The 14,491-nt window shown below is 73.8% G+C and carries 16 protein-coding genes; 11 read left to right on the forward strand and 5 right to left on the reverse strand.

From position 1 onward, the window contains the following. Nucleotides 1–5: 5 nt before the first annotated feature. Nucleotides 6–1,439: a M48 family metallopeptidase gene (locus BMX74_RS09870; protein WP_091099806.1), complete on the forward strand. Its 1,434-nt coding sequence runs from the start codon at nt 6–8 to the stop codon at nt 1,437–1,439. Further along, nucleotides 1,436–2,587 carry a glycosyltransferase family 4 protein gene (locus BMX74_RS09875; protein ID WP_055503202.1) on the forward strand — a complete coding sequence of 384 codons (1,152 nt, stop codon included), beginning with the start codon at nt 1,436–1,438 and terminating at the stop codon, nt 2,585–2,587. The genes BMX74_RS09870 and BMX74_RS09875 overlap by 4 nt, the downstream gene beginning before the upstream one ends. 18 nt (nt 2,588–2,605) lie before the next feature. Here the strand turns inward: BMX74_RS09875 and BMX74_RS09880 are convergent, their stop codons facing one another. Next, entirely contained in the window at nt 2,606–4,381 is a 1,776-nt protein-coding gene (locus BMX74_RS09880) for an AMP-dependent synthetase/ligase (RefSeq protein WP_091099808.1), read from the reverse strand. A 125-nt stretch (nt 4,382–4,506) separates the two neighbouring features. Between BMX74_RS09880 and BMX74_RS09885 the strand changes: the two genes are divergently transcribed. From BMX74_RS09885 to BMX74_RS09915, 7 genes are read left to right on the forward strand one after another with little or no spacing between them, the layout of a single operon-like run. After that, nucleotides 4,507–5,274 carry a metallophosphoesterase family protein gene (locus BMX74_RS09885; RefSeq protein WP_055503200.1) on the forward strand — a complete coding sequence of 256 codons (768 nt, stop codon included), beginning with the start codon at nt 4,507–4,509 and terminating at the stop codon, nt 5,272–5,274. A gap of 53 nt (nt 5,275–5,327) precedes the next feature. After that, complete coding sequence (locus BMX74_RS09890) at nt 5,328–5,765, forward strand: SRPBCC family protein (RefSeq protein WP_055503199.1); 438 nt, start codon at nt 5,328–5,330, stop codon at nt 5,763–5,765. A gap of 1 nt (nt 5,766) precedes the next feature. Beyond that, nucleotides 5,767–6,930, forward strand: a complete 1,164-nt coding sequence (locus BMX74_RS09895) for an ArsA family ATPase (RefSeq protein WP_091099811.1) — start codon at nt 5,767–5,769, stop codon at nt 6,928–6,930. A 39-nt stretch (nt 6,931–6,969) separates the two neighbouring features. Beyond that, nucleotides 6,970–7,479 (forward strand): DUF5304 family protein, encoded by a 510-nt coding sequence (locus tag BMX74_RS09900; RefSeq protein ID WP_055503197.1) that lies wholly within the window; start codon nt 6,970–6,972, stop codon nt 7,477–7,479. 12 nt (nt 7,480–7,491) lie between these two features. After that, nucleotides 7,492–8,424, forward strand: coding sequence for an ROK family glucokinase (locus BMX74_RS09905; RefSeq protein WP_055503196.1), 933 nt, complete (start codon nt 7,492–7,494; stop codon nt 8,422–8,424). Nucleotides 8,425–8,444: 20 nt separating this feature from the next. Then, nucleotides 8,445–9,185 carry an endonuclease/exonuclease/phosphatase family protein gene (locus BMX74_RS09910; RefSeq protein WP_236714697.1) on the forward strand — a complete coding sequence of 247 codons (741 nt, stop codon included), beginning with the start codon at nt 8,445–8,447 and terminating at the stop codon, nt 9,183–9,185. Nucleotides 9,186–9,222: 37 nt separating this feature from the next. After that, a complete protein-coding gene (locus BMX74_RS09915) occupies nt 9,223–10,332 on the forward strand; it encodes a hypothetical protein (RefSeq protein ID WP_055503195.1) in 1,110 nt (369 codons plus the stop codon). 27 nt (nt 10,333–10,359) lie between these two features. On the opposite strand, the gene BMX74_RS09920 is transcribed toward BMX74_RS09915, so the two are convergent. After that, nucleotides 10,360–10,839 (reverse strand): hypothetical protein, encoded by a 480-nt coding sequence (locus BMX74_RS09920; protein WP_055503194.1) that lies wholly within the window; start codon nt 10,837–10,839, stop codon nt 10,360–10,362. Nucleotides 10,840–10,885: 46 nt separating this feature from the next. Further along, nucleotides 10,886–11,644 (reverse strand): alpha/beta hydrolase, encoded by a 759-nt coding sequence (locus BMX74_RS09925; RefSeq protein WP_082534875.1) that lies wholly within the window; start codon nt 11,642–11,644, stop codon nt 10,886–10,888. Nucleotides 11,645–11,793: 149 nt separating this feature from the next. Between BMX74_RS09925 and BMX74_RS09930 the strand changes: the two genes are divergently transcribed. Then, nucleotides 11,794–12,501: a lysophospholipid acyltransferase family protein gene (locus tag BMX74_RS09930; protein WP_055503192.1), complete on the forward strand. Its 708-nt coding sequence runs from the start codon at nt 11,794–11,796 to the stop codon at nt 12,499–12,501. A gap of 47 nt (nt 12,502–12,548) precedes the next feature. On the opposite strand, the gene BMX74_RS09935 is transcribed toward BMX74_RS09930, so the two are convergent. Then, a complete protein-coding gene (locus tag BMX74_RS09935) occupies nt 12,549–13,004 on the reverse strand; it encodes a MarR family winged helix-turn-helix transcriptional regulator (protein WP_055503191.1) in 456 nt (151 codons plus the stop codon). A gap of 84 nt (nt 13,005–13,088) precedes the next feature. Between BMX74_RS09935 and BMX74_RS09940 the strand changes: the two genes are divergently transcribed. Then, complete coding sequence (locus tag BMX74_RS09940) at nt 13,089–13,517, forward strand: DoxX family protein (RefSeq protein WP_055503190.1); 429 nt, start codon at nt 13,089–13,091, stop codon at nt 13,515–13,517. On the opposite strand, the gene BMX74_RS09945 is transcribed toward BMX74_RS09940, so the two are convergent. Continuing rightward, on the reverse strand, nt 13,514–14,434 hold the full coding sequence (locus tag BMX74_RS09945) for a LysR family transcriptional regulator (RefSeq protein WP_055503189.1): 921 nt from the start codon (nt 14,432–14,434) through the stop codon (nt 13,514–13,516). The two genes, BMX74_RS09940 and BMX74_RS09945, sit on opposite strands and share 4 nt — an antisense overlap. Nucleotides 14,435–14,491: the final 57 nt, after the last annotated feature.

The raw sequence follows: 14,491 nt of genomic DNA on the forward strand, positions 1-14,491 counted from the left end.
GGCAGATGAGCGAGCGGCACGACGCGGAGGGCGTCGCGCAGGAGGGCGAGGAGGCCGGGGCCGCGTCCCCGTCGCGCCCGTCCTCCGGCGGCCTGGTGCATGGTGGAGGTGTGGCGACGCACGAGGACGACCAGCGGGGACACCCCGAGCCGCCGAGGCCGGCGTCCCCGGCGCCCGAGGGCGAGGGCGACCGGCGGCTGCGCCGTCAGGCCGGCGTCGCGCTGGTCCTGCTGGGCGCGGCGATCGCCGCGGTGGCGGCGCTGACCACGCCGTGGCGGGTGCTCGCCGAGGGCGCGCCGCCGGTGGCGCCCGACGCGGCGCGCGACTTCACGGCGGCGCAGATCGCGCGGTCCGCGGCGTTCGACGCGGCCACCAGCCTGCCGGCCTACCTCTCGCTGGCTCTCACCGTGGTCTTCGCCGGGCTGCTCGTCGCCACCCCGCTGGGCGCCCGGCTGCTGGGACGCCTGCGCGGCCCCTGGTGGCTGCGGGTGATCCTGGGCGTCGTCGCGCTGACGGCGGTCGTGGAGGCCGTGCGCTGGCCGCTCGGGGTCTGGTTCGAGACGGTGCTGCGCGACTACGGCCTGTCCACCCAGGACTGGGCGTCCTGGAGCGCCGACCGGCTGAAGAGCATCGGCGTCAACGCCGCCCTGCTCGCCGTGATGCTGCTCGTGCTGGTCGCGCTGACGAGGAAGGTGCGGCGCTGGTGGATCCCGGCCGCGGCGGGGGCGTTCGCGTTCACGCTGGCGGCGTCGTTCGTCTACCCGGTGGTGTTCGAGCCGCTGTTCAACGACTTCACGCCGATGCGCGGCGGCGCCCTGCGCGCGAACCTGCTCGCCATGGCGGAACGCGACGGCGTGCCGGTGGAGGACGTCCTGATCGCCGACGCCTCACGCAGGACGACCGCGCTCAACGCGTACGTGTCCGGTTTCGGCGCGACACGGCGCATCGTCGTGTACGACACACTGCTGAAGGCGCCGCAGACCGAGGTCGAGCTGGTGGTGGCGCACGAGCTGGGGCACGCGAAGAAGAACGACGTGCTCTACGGCACGCTGGTCGGCGGGCTGGGCGCCGGGTTCGGCGCGATCCTGCTGTTCCTGGTCTTCGGCCTGCTGCGGCGGCGCACGGGCGTCGCGTCGGCGGGCGACCCGCGGGCGGTGGCGCTGCTCATGGGGCTGCTGAGCCTCGCGACGGTCGCGTCGGGCCCGGCCCAGAACCTGATCAGCCGGCACGTCGAGGCGCGCGCCGACGCCCACGCCCTGGACCTGACGCGCGACCCGGCGACGTTCGTGGCCATGCAGAAGCGCCTGGCCCTGACCAACATCTCCGACCTGTCGCCCGATCCGGTGGAGTACGTGCTCTACGCGTCGCACCCCTCCGCCCCCGAGCGCATCGCCATGGCCCGCTCGTGGGCGAAGCTGAACGGCGTCCCCGAGCCGTGACCGGCACGGCGTCCCGCGGCCCCGACGCGCCGCGCGTGCTCGTCGTCACCAACGACTTCCCGCCGAGACCCGGCGGCATCCAGTCGTTCGTGCATGGGCTCGCCCTGCGCACGCCGAACGTGGCCGTCTACGCGCCCGCCTGGCCGGGGTGCGCCGCCTTCGACCGGCGGCAGCCGTACCCGGTGACGCGGCACCCGACGCGGCTCATGCTGCCCACGCCCGCCGTGGCCCGCCGGGCGGCCCGCCTGGTGGCCGAGCACCGCGCGGAGACGGTGGTGTTCGGCGCGGCCGCCCCGCTCGGCCTGCTCGCACCCCGCATGCGCGCGGCGGGAGCGCGGCGGATCGTCATGCTGACGCACGGCCACGAGGCGTCGTGGGCGAGCGCGCCGCTGTTCCGCTCGGCGCTGCGCAGGATCGGCGCGGGCGCGGACGTGGTGACCTACCTCGGGGAGTACACCCGCGCGCGGCTGACGGCGGCGATCCCGCCCGCCAAGCTCGTCAGGCTCGCGCCCGGCGTGGACGTCGAGCAGTTCCACCCGGGGGCGGCCAAGGCGGCGCTGGGCCTCGCCGGCCGTCCCGTCGTGGTGTGCGTGTCGCGCCTGGTGCCGCGCAAGGGGCAGGACCAGCTCATCAGGGCCTGGCCCAGGGTGCTGCGCGCGGTGCCCGACGCGGTCCTGCTGTTCGTCGGCGGCGGCCCGTACCGGGGGACGCTGGAGCGGATGGCGGCGGGGCAGGAGTCGATCAGGTTCGCGGGCACGGTGCCGGCGGCGAGCCTGCCCGGCCACTACGCTGCGGCGGACGTGTTCGCCATGCCGTGCCGCACCCGCTGGAACGGCGTGGACGTGGAGGGGCTCGGCATCGTGTTCCTGGAGGCGTCCGCGACCGGCCTGCCGGTGGTGGCCGGGGCGTCGGGCGGCGCGCCCGACGCGGTGCGGCACGGCGAGACGGGGCTCGTGGTCGACGGCGAGGACGTGGAGGAGATCGCGCAGGCGCTCGCCGACCTGCTGGGCGACCCGGAGCGGGCGCGCAAGATGGGCGCCGCCGGCCGCGACTGGGTCACCAGGGAGTGGGCGTGGGACCTGGTCGCGGCCCGCTTCCGCGCGCTGCTGGGGCCGCCCGGCCTCACCCCCGCGCCGAGCCGGGCGTGAGGCCCGCCGCACGAGGGGTCACGCGGTGGGGTGGTAGAGCTCCTCGACGTCGTCGGCGAAGTCGCGCATCACCAGGTTGCGCTTGATCTTGAGGGTGGGCGTGAGGTGCCCGGTCTCCTCGCTGAGGTCCACGCCCAGGATCGCGAACTTCTTGATCTGCTCGGCGTGCGACACCGGCGCGTTGGCGCGGTCGACCGCCGCCTGCACCTCGGCCAGGATCGCCGGGTCGGCGCGCAGTTCGTCGAGCGTCGCGCCGGCGCGGCCGTTGGCGGCCTTCCACTGGTCGAGCGCCTCGGGGTCGAGCGTGACCAGCGCGCCGACGAACGGCCGGTTCTCGCCGACCACCATCGCCTGCGAGATCAGCGGGTGGGCGCGCAGGGCGTCCTCCAGCGGGCCCGGCGCGACGTTCTTGCCGGCGGCGGTGACGAGGATCTCCTTCTTGCGCCCGGTGATGCGAAGGTAGCCGTCGGAGTCGAGCTCGCCCACGTCGCCCGTGCGGTACCAGCCCTCGGGGTCGACCGCCTCGGCCGTGGCGGCGTCGTTCTTCCAGTAGCCGTGGAAGATGTTCCTGCCCTTGGCCAGGATCTCGCCGTCCTCGGCGATGCGGATGGACACGCCGGGCAGCGGCTTGCCCACCGTGCCGATCTTGTTGGCGCCCGGCATGTTGACGGAGCAGGGGGCGGACGTCTCGGTGAGCCCGTACCCCTCGAAGACCTCGATGCCGACGCCCTTGAAGAAGTGGCCGAGCCGCTCGCCCAGCGCGGAGCCGCCCGACACGGCGGCCGACAGGCGTCCGCCGGTGGCCTGGCGCAGCTTGGCGTACACCAGCCGGTCGAACACGGCGTGGCGCAGGCGCAGGCCGAGCGGCGCGCCGCCCGCGCTCTCCGCCTTGCTCCAGGCGACCGCCACCTCGACGGCGCGGGCGAAGATCCTGGCCTTGCCGCCCGCGATGGCCTTCTGCTCGGCGGCGTTGTAGACCTTCTCGAACACGCGGGGCACGCCGAGCAGGAAGGTCGGCTTGAAGTCCTGCAGGTCGGGCGCGACGTTCTTCATGTTCGGCGTGTGCGCCATGATCGCGCCCGCCTCGACGAGCACCACCTGGATCATCCGCGCGAAGATGTGCGCCAGCGGCAGGAACAGCAGCGCCGCCGGGGCCTTGCCCATGAACAGCGGCTCCAGCGGCCCGCGCAGCACGTTGAGCGCGGTGAACAGCAGGTTGTCGTGGGTGATGCGGCAGCCCTTGGGCCGGCCGGTGGTGCCCGAGGTGTAGACGATCGTGGCGAGGTCGGAGGCCGTGACGGCCTTCCTGCGCTCCTCGACGGCCGCCTCGGTGACGTCGCCGGCGGGGAGCGGGGCGTCGATCCGCCAGACGTCCTTGAGGTCGGGAGCCGCCTCGCGGACGGTCTGCTCGTGCGCGTCGAGCTCGACGAACGCCGCCTTGACCTCGCTGTCGGACAGGATCCAGCGCACCTGGTCGACCGAGGACGTCTCGTACACGGGCACGGTGACCGCGCCGACCGTCCAGACGGCGTAGTCGACGAGGGTCCACTCGTAGCGGGTGCGCGACATCAGCGCGACCCGGTCGCCGTGCCCGACGCCCGCCGCGATCAGCCCCTTGGCCACCTCGACCACCTGGTCGCGGAACTCGCCGGCCGTGACGACGGGCCAGCCCCCGGCCGTCTTCCTGCGCATGACGACGGTGCCGGGCTCGCGCTCGGCACGGCTGAACACGGTGTCGGGCAGGCTCGCGGAAGCAGGCACGTCGACCAGGACGGGGACGCTGTACTCGCGCACGACTCAACTCCTCTTCGGGGACCGCCTGGACGCTACCGGCTTAAGTTACGCACCGGTAGCTTCGTCATTGAGGCGTTATGAAGGGCATTCATCACGCTAGCAGCCACCACTCGTAGGATTCCCCCATGAGGGTCCACGTGGTGAGCGATGTTCACGGCAGGGCCGAGGCGCTGGCCCGCGCGGGCGACGGCGCCGACGCGCTGGTCTGCCTCGGCGACCTGATCCTCTTCATCGACTACGACGACCACGCCCAGGGCATCTTCGCCGACCTGTTCGGCGCCGAGCGGGCCCGCGAGTTCATCGCGCTGCGCACCGCCAAGCGCTTCGACGAGGCCAGGGCCATGTCGGCCGAGCTGTGGGCGAGCCTCGGCGGCGACCCGCGCGAGCACATCGAGCGCAACGTCCGCGCCCAGTACGCCGAGCTGTTCGCCGCCATGCCCGCGCCCGCCTACCTCACGTACGGCAACGTCGACATCCCCCGGCTGTGGTCCGACTACCTGCGCCCCGGCCACCGCGTGCTCGACGGCGAGGTGGCGGAGATCGGCGGCCTGCGCTTCGGCTTCGTCGGCGGCGGGCTGAAGACCGACTACCGCACCCCGAACGAGATCGGCGACGAGGAGTTCGCCGCCAAGGTCGAGGCGGTCGGCGAGGTGGACGTGCTGTGCTGCCACATCCCGCCCGCCGTGCCCGAACTGCTCTACGACGTCGTGGCCAGGCGGTTCGAGCGGGGCAGCGAGGCCACCCTGGAGGCCATCAGGCGCACCCAGCCGCGTTACGCCCTGTTCGGCCACGTCCACCAGCCGCTGGCCGCCCGCACCCGCATCGGCAGGACGGAGTGCGTGAACGTCGGCCACTTCCGCGGCAGGGGAGTCCCCTTCGTCCTGGAGTGGTGAGCGCGGCCCGGCCGGTCCACCGCGGGGAGCGGTTTCTGCACTAACGTGGTCGCATGGCTGATCGCACCTCCTCGAGCATCACCGTCGACGCCTCCCGCGCCGACGTCATGGCGGTCATCTCCGACTTCCCCTCCTACCCCGAGTGGGCCGGCCAGGTGAAGCAGGCCGACGTCCGCACCACCGACGCGGAGGGCCGGCCCGAGACCGTCCGCTTCGTCCTCGACGCCGGCGTCATCAGCGACACCTACACCCTGGGCTACACCTGGCTCGGCGACGACGGCGTGAGCTGGAAGGTGGTCGAACCCGGCGCCATGGTCGCCGACCTGCGCGGGAGTTACCACCTCGCCGAAGCGGGCAGGGGCACCGACGTGACGTACGAGCTCACGGTCGACCTGAAGGTCCCCATGATCGGCATGATCAGGCGCAAGGCCGAGAAAGTGATCGTCGACACCGCGCTCAAGGGTCTCAAGAAGCGCGTCGAAGGCCGCTGAGGTGAGCCCGCGGGTCCTGCTCTTCACCGGCAAGGGCGGCGTCGGCAAGACGACGGCGGCCGCCGCCACCGCCACGCTCGCGGCCCGCCGCGGGCTCAAGACGCTGATCGTCTCCACCGACACCGCCCACTCGCTGGCCGACGCGCTCGGCGTCCCGCCCGGCGAGGTCGCGCCCGGCCTGCACCTGCACCAGGTCGACACGCAGCGGACCCTGGAGCGCCACTGGGGCGAGCTGCAGGAGTACGCGAGGGGCGTCCTGACCGACCTGGGGCTCGACGAGATCACCTCCGAGGAGATCACCGTCCTGCCCGGGGCCGAGGAGATCATCGCGCTGCTGGAGCTGCGCGAGCACGCCCGCGCCGGACGCTGGGACGTCATCGTCGTCGACTGCGCGCCCACCGCCGAGACGCTGCGGCTGCTCGCGCTGCCCGAGGCGCTCGACTGGCACGTCACCAGGCTGCTGCCGCTCGGCCGCAGGCTGGTCAGGCTGGTCGCGCCGTTCGTGCGCGGCGTCGCGCACGTCAGCGCGCCCGGCGACCAGGTCGTCGACGCGGGCGAGCGCTTCCACCGCGGCCTGATGGAGGTGCGCGAGCTGCTCACCGGCGACAACGCGTCCGTCCGGCTGGTGCTCACGCCTGAGGCGGTGGTGCTCGCCGAGGCCAGGCGCACCCTCACCTCGCTCAACCTGTACGGCTACCGGGTCGACGCCGTCATCGCCAACCGGGTCTTCCCCGCGGAGGGCGCCGACGAGTGGCGCGCCCAGTGGGTGTCGGCGCAGTCCAGGCTGCTGGCCGAGGCCGAGGAGTCGTTCGCGCCGCTGCCCGTCCACGTGGTCCCGTACCTGCCGGCCGAGCCCGTCGGCAAGGACGCGCTGGCCGACGTCGGGGCCCGGCTCTACGGCGAGAGCGACCCGTTCGCGCCGCCCGCGGTCGAGCCGCCGCTGCGGCTGACGGCCGACGAGCTGACCCTCGCCCTGCCCGGGGCCGACCGCGAGGACGTCGACCTGGCCCGCAAGGGGGACGAGCTGATCGTCACCGCGGGGCCGTACCGGCGCGTCCTCGCGCTGCCCGCCGCGCTGGCCCGCAGGAAGATCGCCGGCGCCGTGCTCCGCGACGGCCTTCTCCAGGTACGGTTCACCTCGGGGAGCGAATCGGGCGGCGCCTGAGCCCCCGCGACGCGCGACCCCACAGGCAGGGAGGGCCACATGACCGAGAGCAACGACAGAGATCCGGGCAGGGACCCGAACAGGGAGCCCGGCGACTCCCGCAGGGAGCCGGGCAGAGACCCGATCGGCACCGTCGCCGACGAGGCACGCAAGCTGTTCGAGGCGCTCCAGGACCGCGCCACCCGCGAGGTCGGCAAGACCGTGCTCAACTCCTTCACCGGCGGCTCCTTCTCCGGCCGCTCCTCCTCCGGGGGCGGGCGCGAGCGCGACGTGTGGAGCGAGGCGGTGTCGGAGCCGCACGACGAGTACATCTGCCGCGCCTGCCCGGTCTGCCGCGCGATCGCCGCGCAGCGCGAGTCGGGCTCCGACGTGGCCGGCCACCTGGCGGCGGCGGGCGGCGAGCTGTTCGCCGCCGTGCGCGGGGCGTTCGACGCCCTCAGCAGGCCCGCGCCGCGCGGCCCCCGAGACAGGACCCCCGGCGCCCGCGACGACCGCGACGACGCGAGCGGGCACGGCCGGGACAACGTGGAACACATCGACCTCGGATAGGGGGCGCGGGGCATGCTCACGATCGGTGTCGACATCGGCGGGACGAAGGTCGCCGCAGGCGTCGTGGACGACCAGGGCCAGATCGTCGCGCACACCCTCAGGCCCACCGCCGCCGACCGGCCCGACGTGGTCGCCCAGACCGTCGCCGAGGTGGTGGGCGAGCTGTCGGCGGGCAGGGACGTCGAGGCCGTCGGCGTCGGCGCCGCCGGGTTCGTCGACGAGACCCGGTCCATCGTGCGCTTCGCCCCCAACCTCGCCTGGCGCGAGGAGCCGCTGCAGAAGAAGATCGCCGGCCTGGTCGGCCTGCCGGTCGTCATCGAGAACGACGCCAACGCCATGGCCTGGGGCGAGACCAGGTTCGGCGCCGGGCGCGGGCAGTCCCATGTCGTCTGCCTGACCCTGGGCACCGGCATCGGCGGCGGCCTCGTCTTCGACGGGCGGCTCTACCGGGGCCGCTGGGGCATGGGCGCCGAGCTGGGCCACATGCAGGTCGTCCGCGACGGGCGGCTGTGCGGCTGCGGCAACCGCGGCTGCTGGGAGCAGTACGCCAGCGGCAACGCCCTGGTCAAGGCGGCCAGGGAGATCGCCGAGGTGCAGCCGGAGCGGGCCAGGATCCTGCTCGGGCTGTCGGGCGGCACGATCGAGGGCGAGGAGGTCACCGAGGCCGCCCGGCAGGGCGACACCGCGTCCCTCGCGGCGTTCGCCGAGCTGGCCGAGTGGCTCGGGCAGGGCATGGCCGACCTCGCCGCCATCCTCGACCCCGGCTGCTTCATCGTCGGCGGCGGCGTGTCCCGCGCCGCCGACCTGTTCATCGACCGGGCCCGCGAGGAGTTCGCGCGGCGGCTCACCGGGCGTGAGCACCGGCCCTTCGCGGAGGTCCGCCTGGCCGAGCTGGGCGCGTCCGCCGGCGTCGTCGGGGCCGCCGACCTGGCCAGGCACCGCTAGACCAGCGCGCCCCGCCGCCTGTGGACGTCCACGACCCGCCCCCGGCCCCGCGCGGGGGCGCGTACGTGACCGTGCGGGTGGCCACGTACAACGTGCGCGGCCTGCGCGACGACCGGGCCGCGCTCGCCCGCGTCCTCACCGCCCTGCGCGCCGACGTCGTGTGCCTGCAGGAGGCGCCCAGGTTCCTGCTCTCCGGGGCCAGGCGGCGGGCGCTGGCCGCCACGGCCGGGCTGCGCCTGGCCACCCCCGGACGGGTCGGCGGCGTGGCCGTGCTGGCGGGCCCCCGGGCGCGGGTGCTGGACGCGCGGCTGCACCGGCTGCGGGTGTTCGCCGGGCTGGAGGCGCGCGCCCTCGCCGTCGCCGTGCTGGACGTCGAGGGCGCGAGGCTCGCCGTCGGCTCCCTCCACCTCGACCTGAACGGCTCGGCCAGGCTCCACCACGCGAGCGAGGCGGCGGCGCTGATGGAGCGCGCCGCGGCCGCGCACGACGCCTCCGTGGTGCTCGCGGGCGACGTCAACGAGCAGGCTCACCAGCCCGCCTGGCGCTACCTGGCGGCCCGGCTGGCCGACTGCTACCCGGCCGCCCCGGAGGGCGACGGCCTGACCTTCACCGCCCGCCGGCCCGCCGAGCGCATCGACGCCGTCTTCGCCGCGCCCGGCGTCCGCGTGGTGTCCTGCGGAGGGGCGCAGGCGGCCCCGTCGGACCTGACGGCCGCCAGCGACCACCTGCCCGTGGTCGCTGAGCTGGGATTGCGCCCCTGACGGGCGAGCGCCGCCGCGCAGCCCGTAGCATTTGCTCATGACCCGTCGCTCTCAGCGGCGTGCGCTCACCTTGATCCTGGCGGCGTCCGTGGCCGTGCCGCCGGTCACGCCTGCCGCGCATGCCGATCCCGGCCCGTCGGTCGAGGCGTGGCAGCGGTCCACGAGCGTGCGGCTCGCGGCCGACGGCTCGCTGTCCGACGTGCTCGCCCTGTCGGGGGGCGACGTGTGGGCGGTCGGCCAGCAGGAGATCTGGGACGTCTGGAAGAACCGCGGCACGATCCGCCACTGGAACGGCAGCGCCTGGACGGAGGTGCCGGTGAGCGACGCCACGGCCGCGGGCAACCTGCGCGCCCTGGCCGCCGCCGGGGCCTCCGACGTGTGGGCCGTCGGCGACGGGCACGACGGGCTGCCGTACCTCGCCCACGGCGACGTGAACGGCTTCGAACGGGTCAGGGCGCAGGGGCTGCGGGCCGGCGACTGGCTCGGCGGCGTCGACGCCAGGCAGGGCAAGGTCGTGGCGGTCGGCAGCCGCGAGCGCAACGGCCTCATCCTCACCGGCCAGAACGGCGGGTGGACGGTGCAGGAGACCAAGGAGACCGGCGCCCTGTACGCGGTGTCGGGCGGCTTCGCCGTCGGCGACACCGGCAGCGAACCACTGGTCATGCGCTACGCCGACGGCGCGTGGAAGGCCATGCGCCTGCCCGACGTGCCCGGCGGCTACCTGCGTGACGTGCAGGTCGACAGCCCCAGGCGGGCCGTCGCCGTCGGCGGCGTCTACCGAGGGCCCGGCGACATCAGCCCGCTCGTCCTCACCTGGAACGGCAAGCAGTGGAGGGAGCAGCGGCTGCCCGACTCCGGCGCCCGCCTGTACGGCGTCACCGGCGACGGCAAGGGCCGCTACTGGATGGCCGGGTACGACCCGGCGCACGCCGCCGAGCCGTTCACGCTGCGCTGCGAGAAGGACGCCTGCGAGATCATCAGGGGCCGGGCCGAGAAGGGCAGGAGCAGCGTGCGGCTCCAGGCCCTCGCGTACCTGCCGGGCAAGGGCGCGGTGTGGGCCGTGGGGCACGCGGTCGACTCCGCCGACCGCTACACCGACGTCGTCGAGTCGTTCGCGCTCAAGGGCAGCTCGTCCCGCGACTCCTGACGCCGGCCCCGGCCCCCCGGGGCGCTGTCAGAGGACGGCGCCGTCGTCCCAGCCCGAGTCGTTGGGCGGGCCGTCGCCCATGCGCACCACCAGCGCGACGAACCCCCCGATGAAGGCCGCGACCGCCGTGAACAGCGCCCAGCCCTCCATCTGCCAGCTCGCCATGGCCGCCACCAGGAGGTAGGCGGGGCCGCCGAACAGCGCCACCCAGGCCAGCTTGGTCGGCAGGTCGAGCTTGGGCAGCGGGGGAGGGGGCGGCGGCTCGTAGTGGCCTTCGTCCTCGTCGTCGGGGTCGCCCGCGTCGACGCCGGGGCCGGGCGGCTCGGCGTACGGCCCGTGACCCGCCGGCTCGGGCTCCTCCGGTGGCCGCACCACCCTGCGCGTGGGCTCCGGCGGCAGGTTCTCGCTGTCGGGCCACGGCTGGTCGGCCGAGTCGCGCTCGGCTGTGTCGTTGAAGGACGCGACGATCTGCCGCCAGACCTCGTCCTCGTCACTCTGGGGCGTCACCTAGATGGGCCTCTCCGCAGCGATCGCGACTTCCCCCTGGGTGCGATCAGTCCCTCTGCAAGGGTACCGAGGCATGCGCACGGATGAAGTCGAGGCTCCCGGCAAAGATCCTGTCGGCATCGTTGTCCAGCGTCGCAACATGGTAGCTATCGGTAAGCTCCTCGATCGTGGCCTGGGGGACCTTCCGGCGGATGATCGCCACACTGGTGGGTTTCACCACGTGGTCCTCCGTGCTGTGGAAGACCAGCAGCGGCTGCGTCACCTTCGCCAGGTCGGCCTGCACCAGCGACCACAGCCGCGGCAGCGACGCCGCGGCCTTCACCGGGGTGCGGGTGTAGCCCAGCTCGGTCACGCCGGGTTTCTTGACGTCGCCCGCCACTCCGGGCACCGACGGCAGGAACCACTTCAGCACCGGCGCGAGCCGCAGCAGCGGCACGTCGTTCGCGATCGACGGGTTGACCGCGATCACGCCCCTGATCGCCTCGCCGTGCACCTCGGCGAGCCGCAGCGCCAGGCAGCCGCCCAGCGACAGGCCCGCCACGAACACGTCGGCGCAGCGCCCCCTGAGGTCCTCGAACGCCTTCTCCACCTCGGCGTACCAGTCTTCCCAGCGGGTACGGTTCATCTCCTGCCATCTCGTTCCGTGGCCGGGCTGGCGGGGCAGTGACACGGACACGCCGTGCCCCGCGAGGAACTCGCCCCAGGGCCGCAGCGACTGCGGGGTGCCGGTGAACCCGTGGCACAGCAGCACACCGACCTGGCCTGCTTGGTGGTGGTAGGGCTCCGCGCCTGGCATGAGCGGCATAACAGCACCTCCGTGGAATTTCATCCCGGAACTGCCCGATCGTCGCACGTTCTGAGGGGATTGTGCGAGAGCGGGTGTAGGAGCATCCCATCCGGGATGGGAAGATGACTCTGCTTGCCGACAATATGACGAAGAGAAGAGGTGGCCGCGTGTTCTACTGGGTGGTCAAGGCCATCTTGGGGCCGTTCCTCCACGTCGTCTTCCGGCCGTGGGCGGAAGGGGTGGAGAACGTGCCGAAGCAGGGCCCGGCCATCCTGGCGGGAAACCACCTGTCGTTCGCCGACCACTTCTTCGGGCCCCTCCACCTGCGCCGCAAGGTCATCTCGCTCGGCAAGTCCGACTACTTCACCGGGCGCGGGATCAAGGGCTTCTTCACCCGCATGTTCTTCAGCGGCGTCGGCACCGTGCCCATCGACCGCTCCGGCGGCAAGGCGAGCGAGGCGGCGCTGCGCACCGGTCTGCGCATCCTGCGCGAGGGCGACGTCCTCGGCATCTACCCCGAGGGCACCCGCTCGCCCGACGGCCGCCTCTACAAGGGCAAGACCGGCGTGGCCAGGCTGGCGCTCATGTCGCGCGCGCCGGTCATCCCGTGGGCCATGGTCAACACCTTCGAGATGATGCCGCCCGGCCGTCCGGTGCCCAAGCTCGGCATCCGCCCGGGCGTCAGGTTCGGCAAGCCGCTCGACTTCTCCCGTTACTACGGCATGGAGGACGACCGGCTCGTGCTGCGCGCCGTGACCGACGAGATCATGTACGCCCTCATGGAGCTGTCCGGCCAGGAGTACGTCGACAAGTACGCCGCCAGCGCCAAGGTCGAGATGGAGCGCGCGGCCCGCGCGGCCGCCGCCAGGCAGTAGGGCCGCCGCGGCGGCGCGTCCCAGGCCCGGTGGGGTTCCCCGGGCCGTCAGGTGCGCAGGGCCCGCTCCGTCTTCGTCATGGCGGTCGTCATCGTCTCCAGCTCGGCGCGGCTGAGCCGGTCGATGAGGTAGGCCCGCACCACCTCCAGGTGCCCCGGCGCGACCCGCTCCAGGCAGCGCCGCCCCGCGTCCGTGAGCACGGCGAGCACGCCGCGCTCGTCCGACGGGCACGTCGCCCGCTCCACCAGCCCCGCCTTCTCGAGCTGGGTGATCTGGTACGTCAGCGCGCTCTTCGACACCACCACGCCCCTGGCCAGCTCCGTCATGCGCATGCTGCGCCCCGGGGCGTCCGCCAGCCGCACCAGGATCTCGTACTGCGGGTGGGTGAGCCCCGCAGCGGCCTTGAGCTGCTCCTCGATGCGGCGTTCGAGGAGGTGGGAGGTGGACAGGAAGGCCCGCCACGCGGCCATCTCCGTCTCGTCGAGCCACCGGATGTCCGTCACGGGCCAAGTGTACTTGTTGTTCAGATTTGAACTTTAGGGCTAGAGTGCTTGTTCAAATCTGAACTACTTTTCGAGGAGGTCGCCATGACCGACCACGCGCGTCCCGTCGCACTCCTGCTCGCCCGGGTGGCCGTCGGAGCGGTCTTCCTGGTGCACGGGTACCAGAAGTTCGCCACGATGGGCATCGCGGGGACGACCCAGTTCTTCCAGTCCGCCGGGGTGCCGCTGCCCGGCGTCGCCGCACCCGTGGTGGCCGTGCTGGAGGTGGTGGGCGGCCTCGCCCTGATCCTCGGCGCGGCGCTGCCCGTCGCCGGCGCCCTGCTGGCGCTCGACATGCTGGGCGCCGTCGTGTTCGTCCACGGCCAGAACGGCTTCGGCGCCGGGGATGGCGGCTACGAGTTCGTGCTGACCCTGGCCGCCGCCAGCCTGGCCGTCGGCTTCACCGGCGGAGGCGCGCTCGCGCTCGACGCCCTGCTCGGCCGCCGCCGCACCCCCGAACGCGCCGCCGCCTAGGCGTCCCGCAGGCTGCCCAGGCGGGTCAGGACCCCGCGCACCCGCTCCCTGAGCCAGGCGTGCGCGGGGTCCGCGTCGTTGCGGGGGTGCCACGCCTGCGACAGCGTCAGGTCGGGCAGCTCGACCGGCAGCGGGAACGTCACCAGCCCGAGCGCCTCCACCAGCCCTCTCGTGAGCAGCTCCGGTGTCATGCCGACGAGGTCCGTCTCACGCACCGCCGGCAGCGCCGCCCCGAACGTCGGCACCGAGCCGACGACGCGCCGCGCCGGCCCCAGCGCGGCCAGCGCCTCGTCGAGCGGCCCGCGCGTCCTGCCCCTGCGCGACGTCACCAGGTGCTCGGCCGCCGCCAGGCGCTCCGCCGTCACCGGGCCGTCCAGCAGCGGGTGGCCGGGCCGTACGACGCCGACCAGGCGGTCGCGCAGCAGCGGCTCCACCCGCGTCTCCGGCGCCTCGCCGCGGATCACCGTCACCTCCAGGTCGGCGGCGCCGTCGCGCAGCGCCGTCACGTCGGCGTGCCCCTCAGGGATGAAGTGGAACGTCACGCCCGGCGCCGACCGCGCCGCCTCCGTCAGCAGCGGCACCGCCACCGCCGTGACCACCGAGTCGGACGCCAGGATCACGAAGCTGCGCTCCAGCGTCGCCGGGTCGAGCGCGCCCTGCGGCGTGAACACCCGGGCCGCCGCCTCCACCAGCGCCCGCACCTCGCCCCGCACCGCCAGCGCGCGCGGCGTCGGCACCATCTGCCGCCCCGAGCGCACCAGGACCGGATCGCCCATCGCCCTGCGGATGCGCCCCAGCGTACGGCTCATCGCGGGCTCCGACAGGTGCAGCCGCCTGGCCGCCGCCGACACGCTGCCCTCCTCCAGCAGGGCGTCCAGGGCGATCAGCAGGTCGAGGCTGGGTTGCGTCCGGCGCATGTATCACCTGTCGAAGTTGCATTTGAGGTCAAGTCACGGCCGAGTCTACGGTGAGCG

This window comes from Nonomuraea pusilla, from assembly GCF_900109355.1.
Lineage (GTDB): Bacteria > Actinomycetota > Actinomycetes > Streptosporangiales > Streptosporangiaceae > Nonomuraea > Nonomuraea pusilla.

What these genes read in the sequence shown, in the direction of transcription:
- BMX74_RS09870 (WP_091099806.1), top strand. Translation starts at nt 6, where the DNA reads ATGAGCGAGCGGCACGACGCGGAGGGCGTCGCGCAGGAGGGCGAGGAG.
- BMX74_RS09885 (WP_055503200.1), top strand. Translation starts at nt 4,507, where the DNA reads ATGAGGGTCCACGTGGTGAGCGATGTTCACGGCAGGGCCGAGGCGCTG.
- BMX74_RS09890 (WP_055503199.1), top strand. Translation starts at nt 5,328, where the DNA reads ATGGCTGATCGCACCTCCTCGAGCATCACCGTCGACGCCTCCCGCGCC.
- BMX74_RS09900 (WP_055503197.1), top strand. Translation starts at nt 6,970, where the DNA reads ATGACCGAGAGCAACGACAGAGATCCGGGCAGGGACCCGAACAGGGAG.
- BMX74_RS09905 (WP_055503196.1), top strand. Translation starts at nt 7,492, where the DNA reads ATGCTCACGATCGGTGTCGACATCGGCGGGACGAAGGTCGCCGCAGGC.
- BMX74_RS09915 (WP_055503195.1), top strand. Translation starts at nt 9,223, where the DNA reads ATGACCCGTCGCTCTCAGCGGCGTGCGCTCACCTTGATCCTGGCGGCG.
- BMX74_RS09925 (WP_082534875.1), bottom strand. Translation starts at nt 11,644, where the DNA reads ATGCCGCTCATGCCAGGCGCGGAGCCCTACCACCACCAAGCAGGCCAG.
- BMX74_RS09940 (WP_055503190.1), top strand. Translation starts at nt 13,089, where the DNA reads ATGACCGACCACGCGCGTCCCGTCGCACTCCTGCTCGCCCGGGTGGCC.
- BMX74_RS09945 (WP_055503189.1), bottom strand. Translation starts at nt 14,434, where the DNA reads ATGCGCCGGACGCAACCCAGCCTCGACCTGCTGATCGCCCTGGACGCC.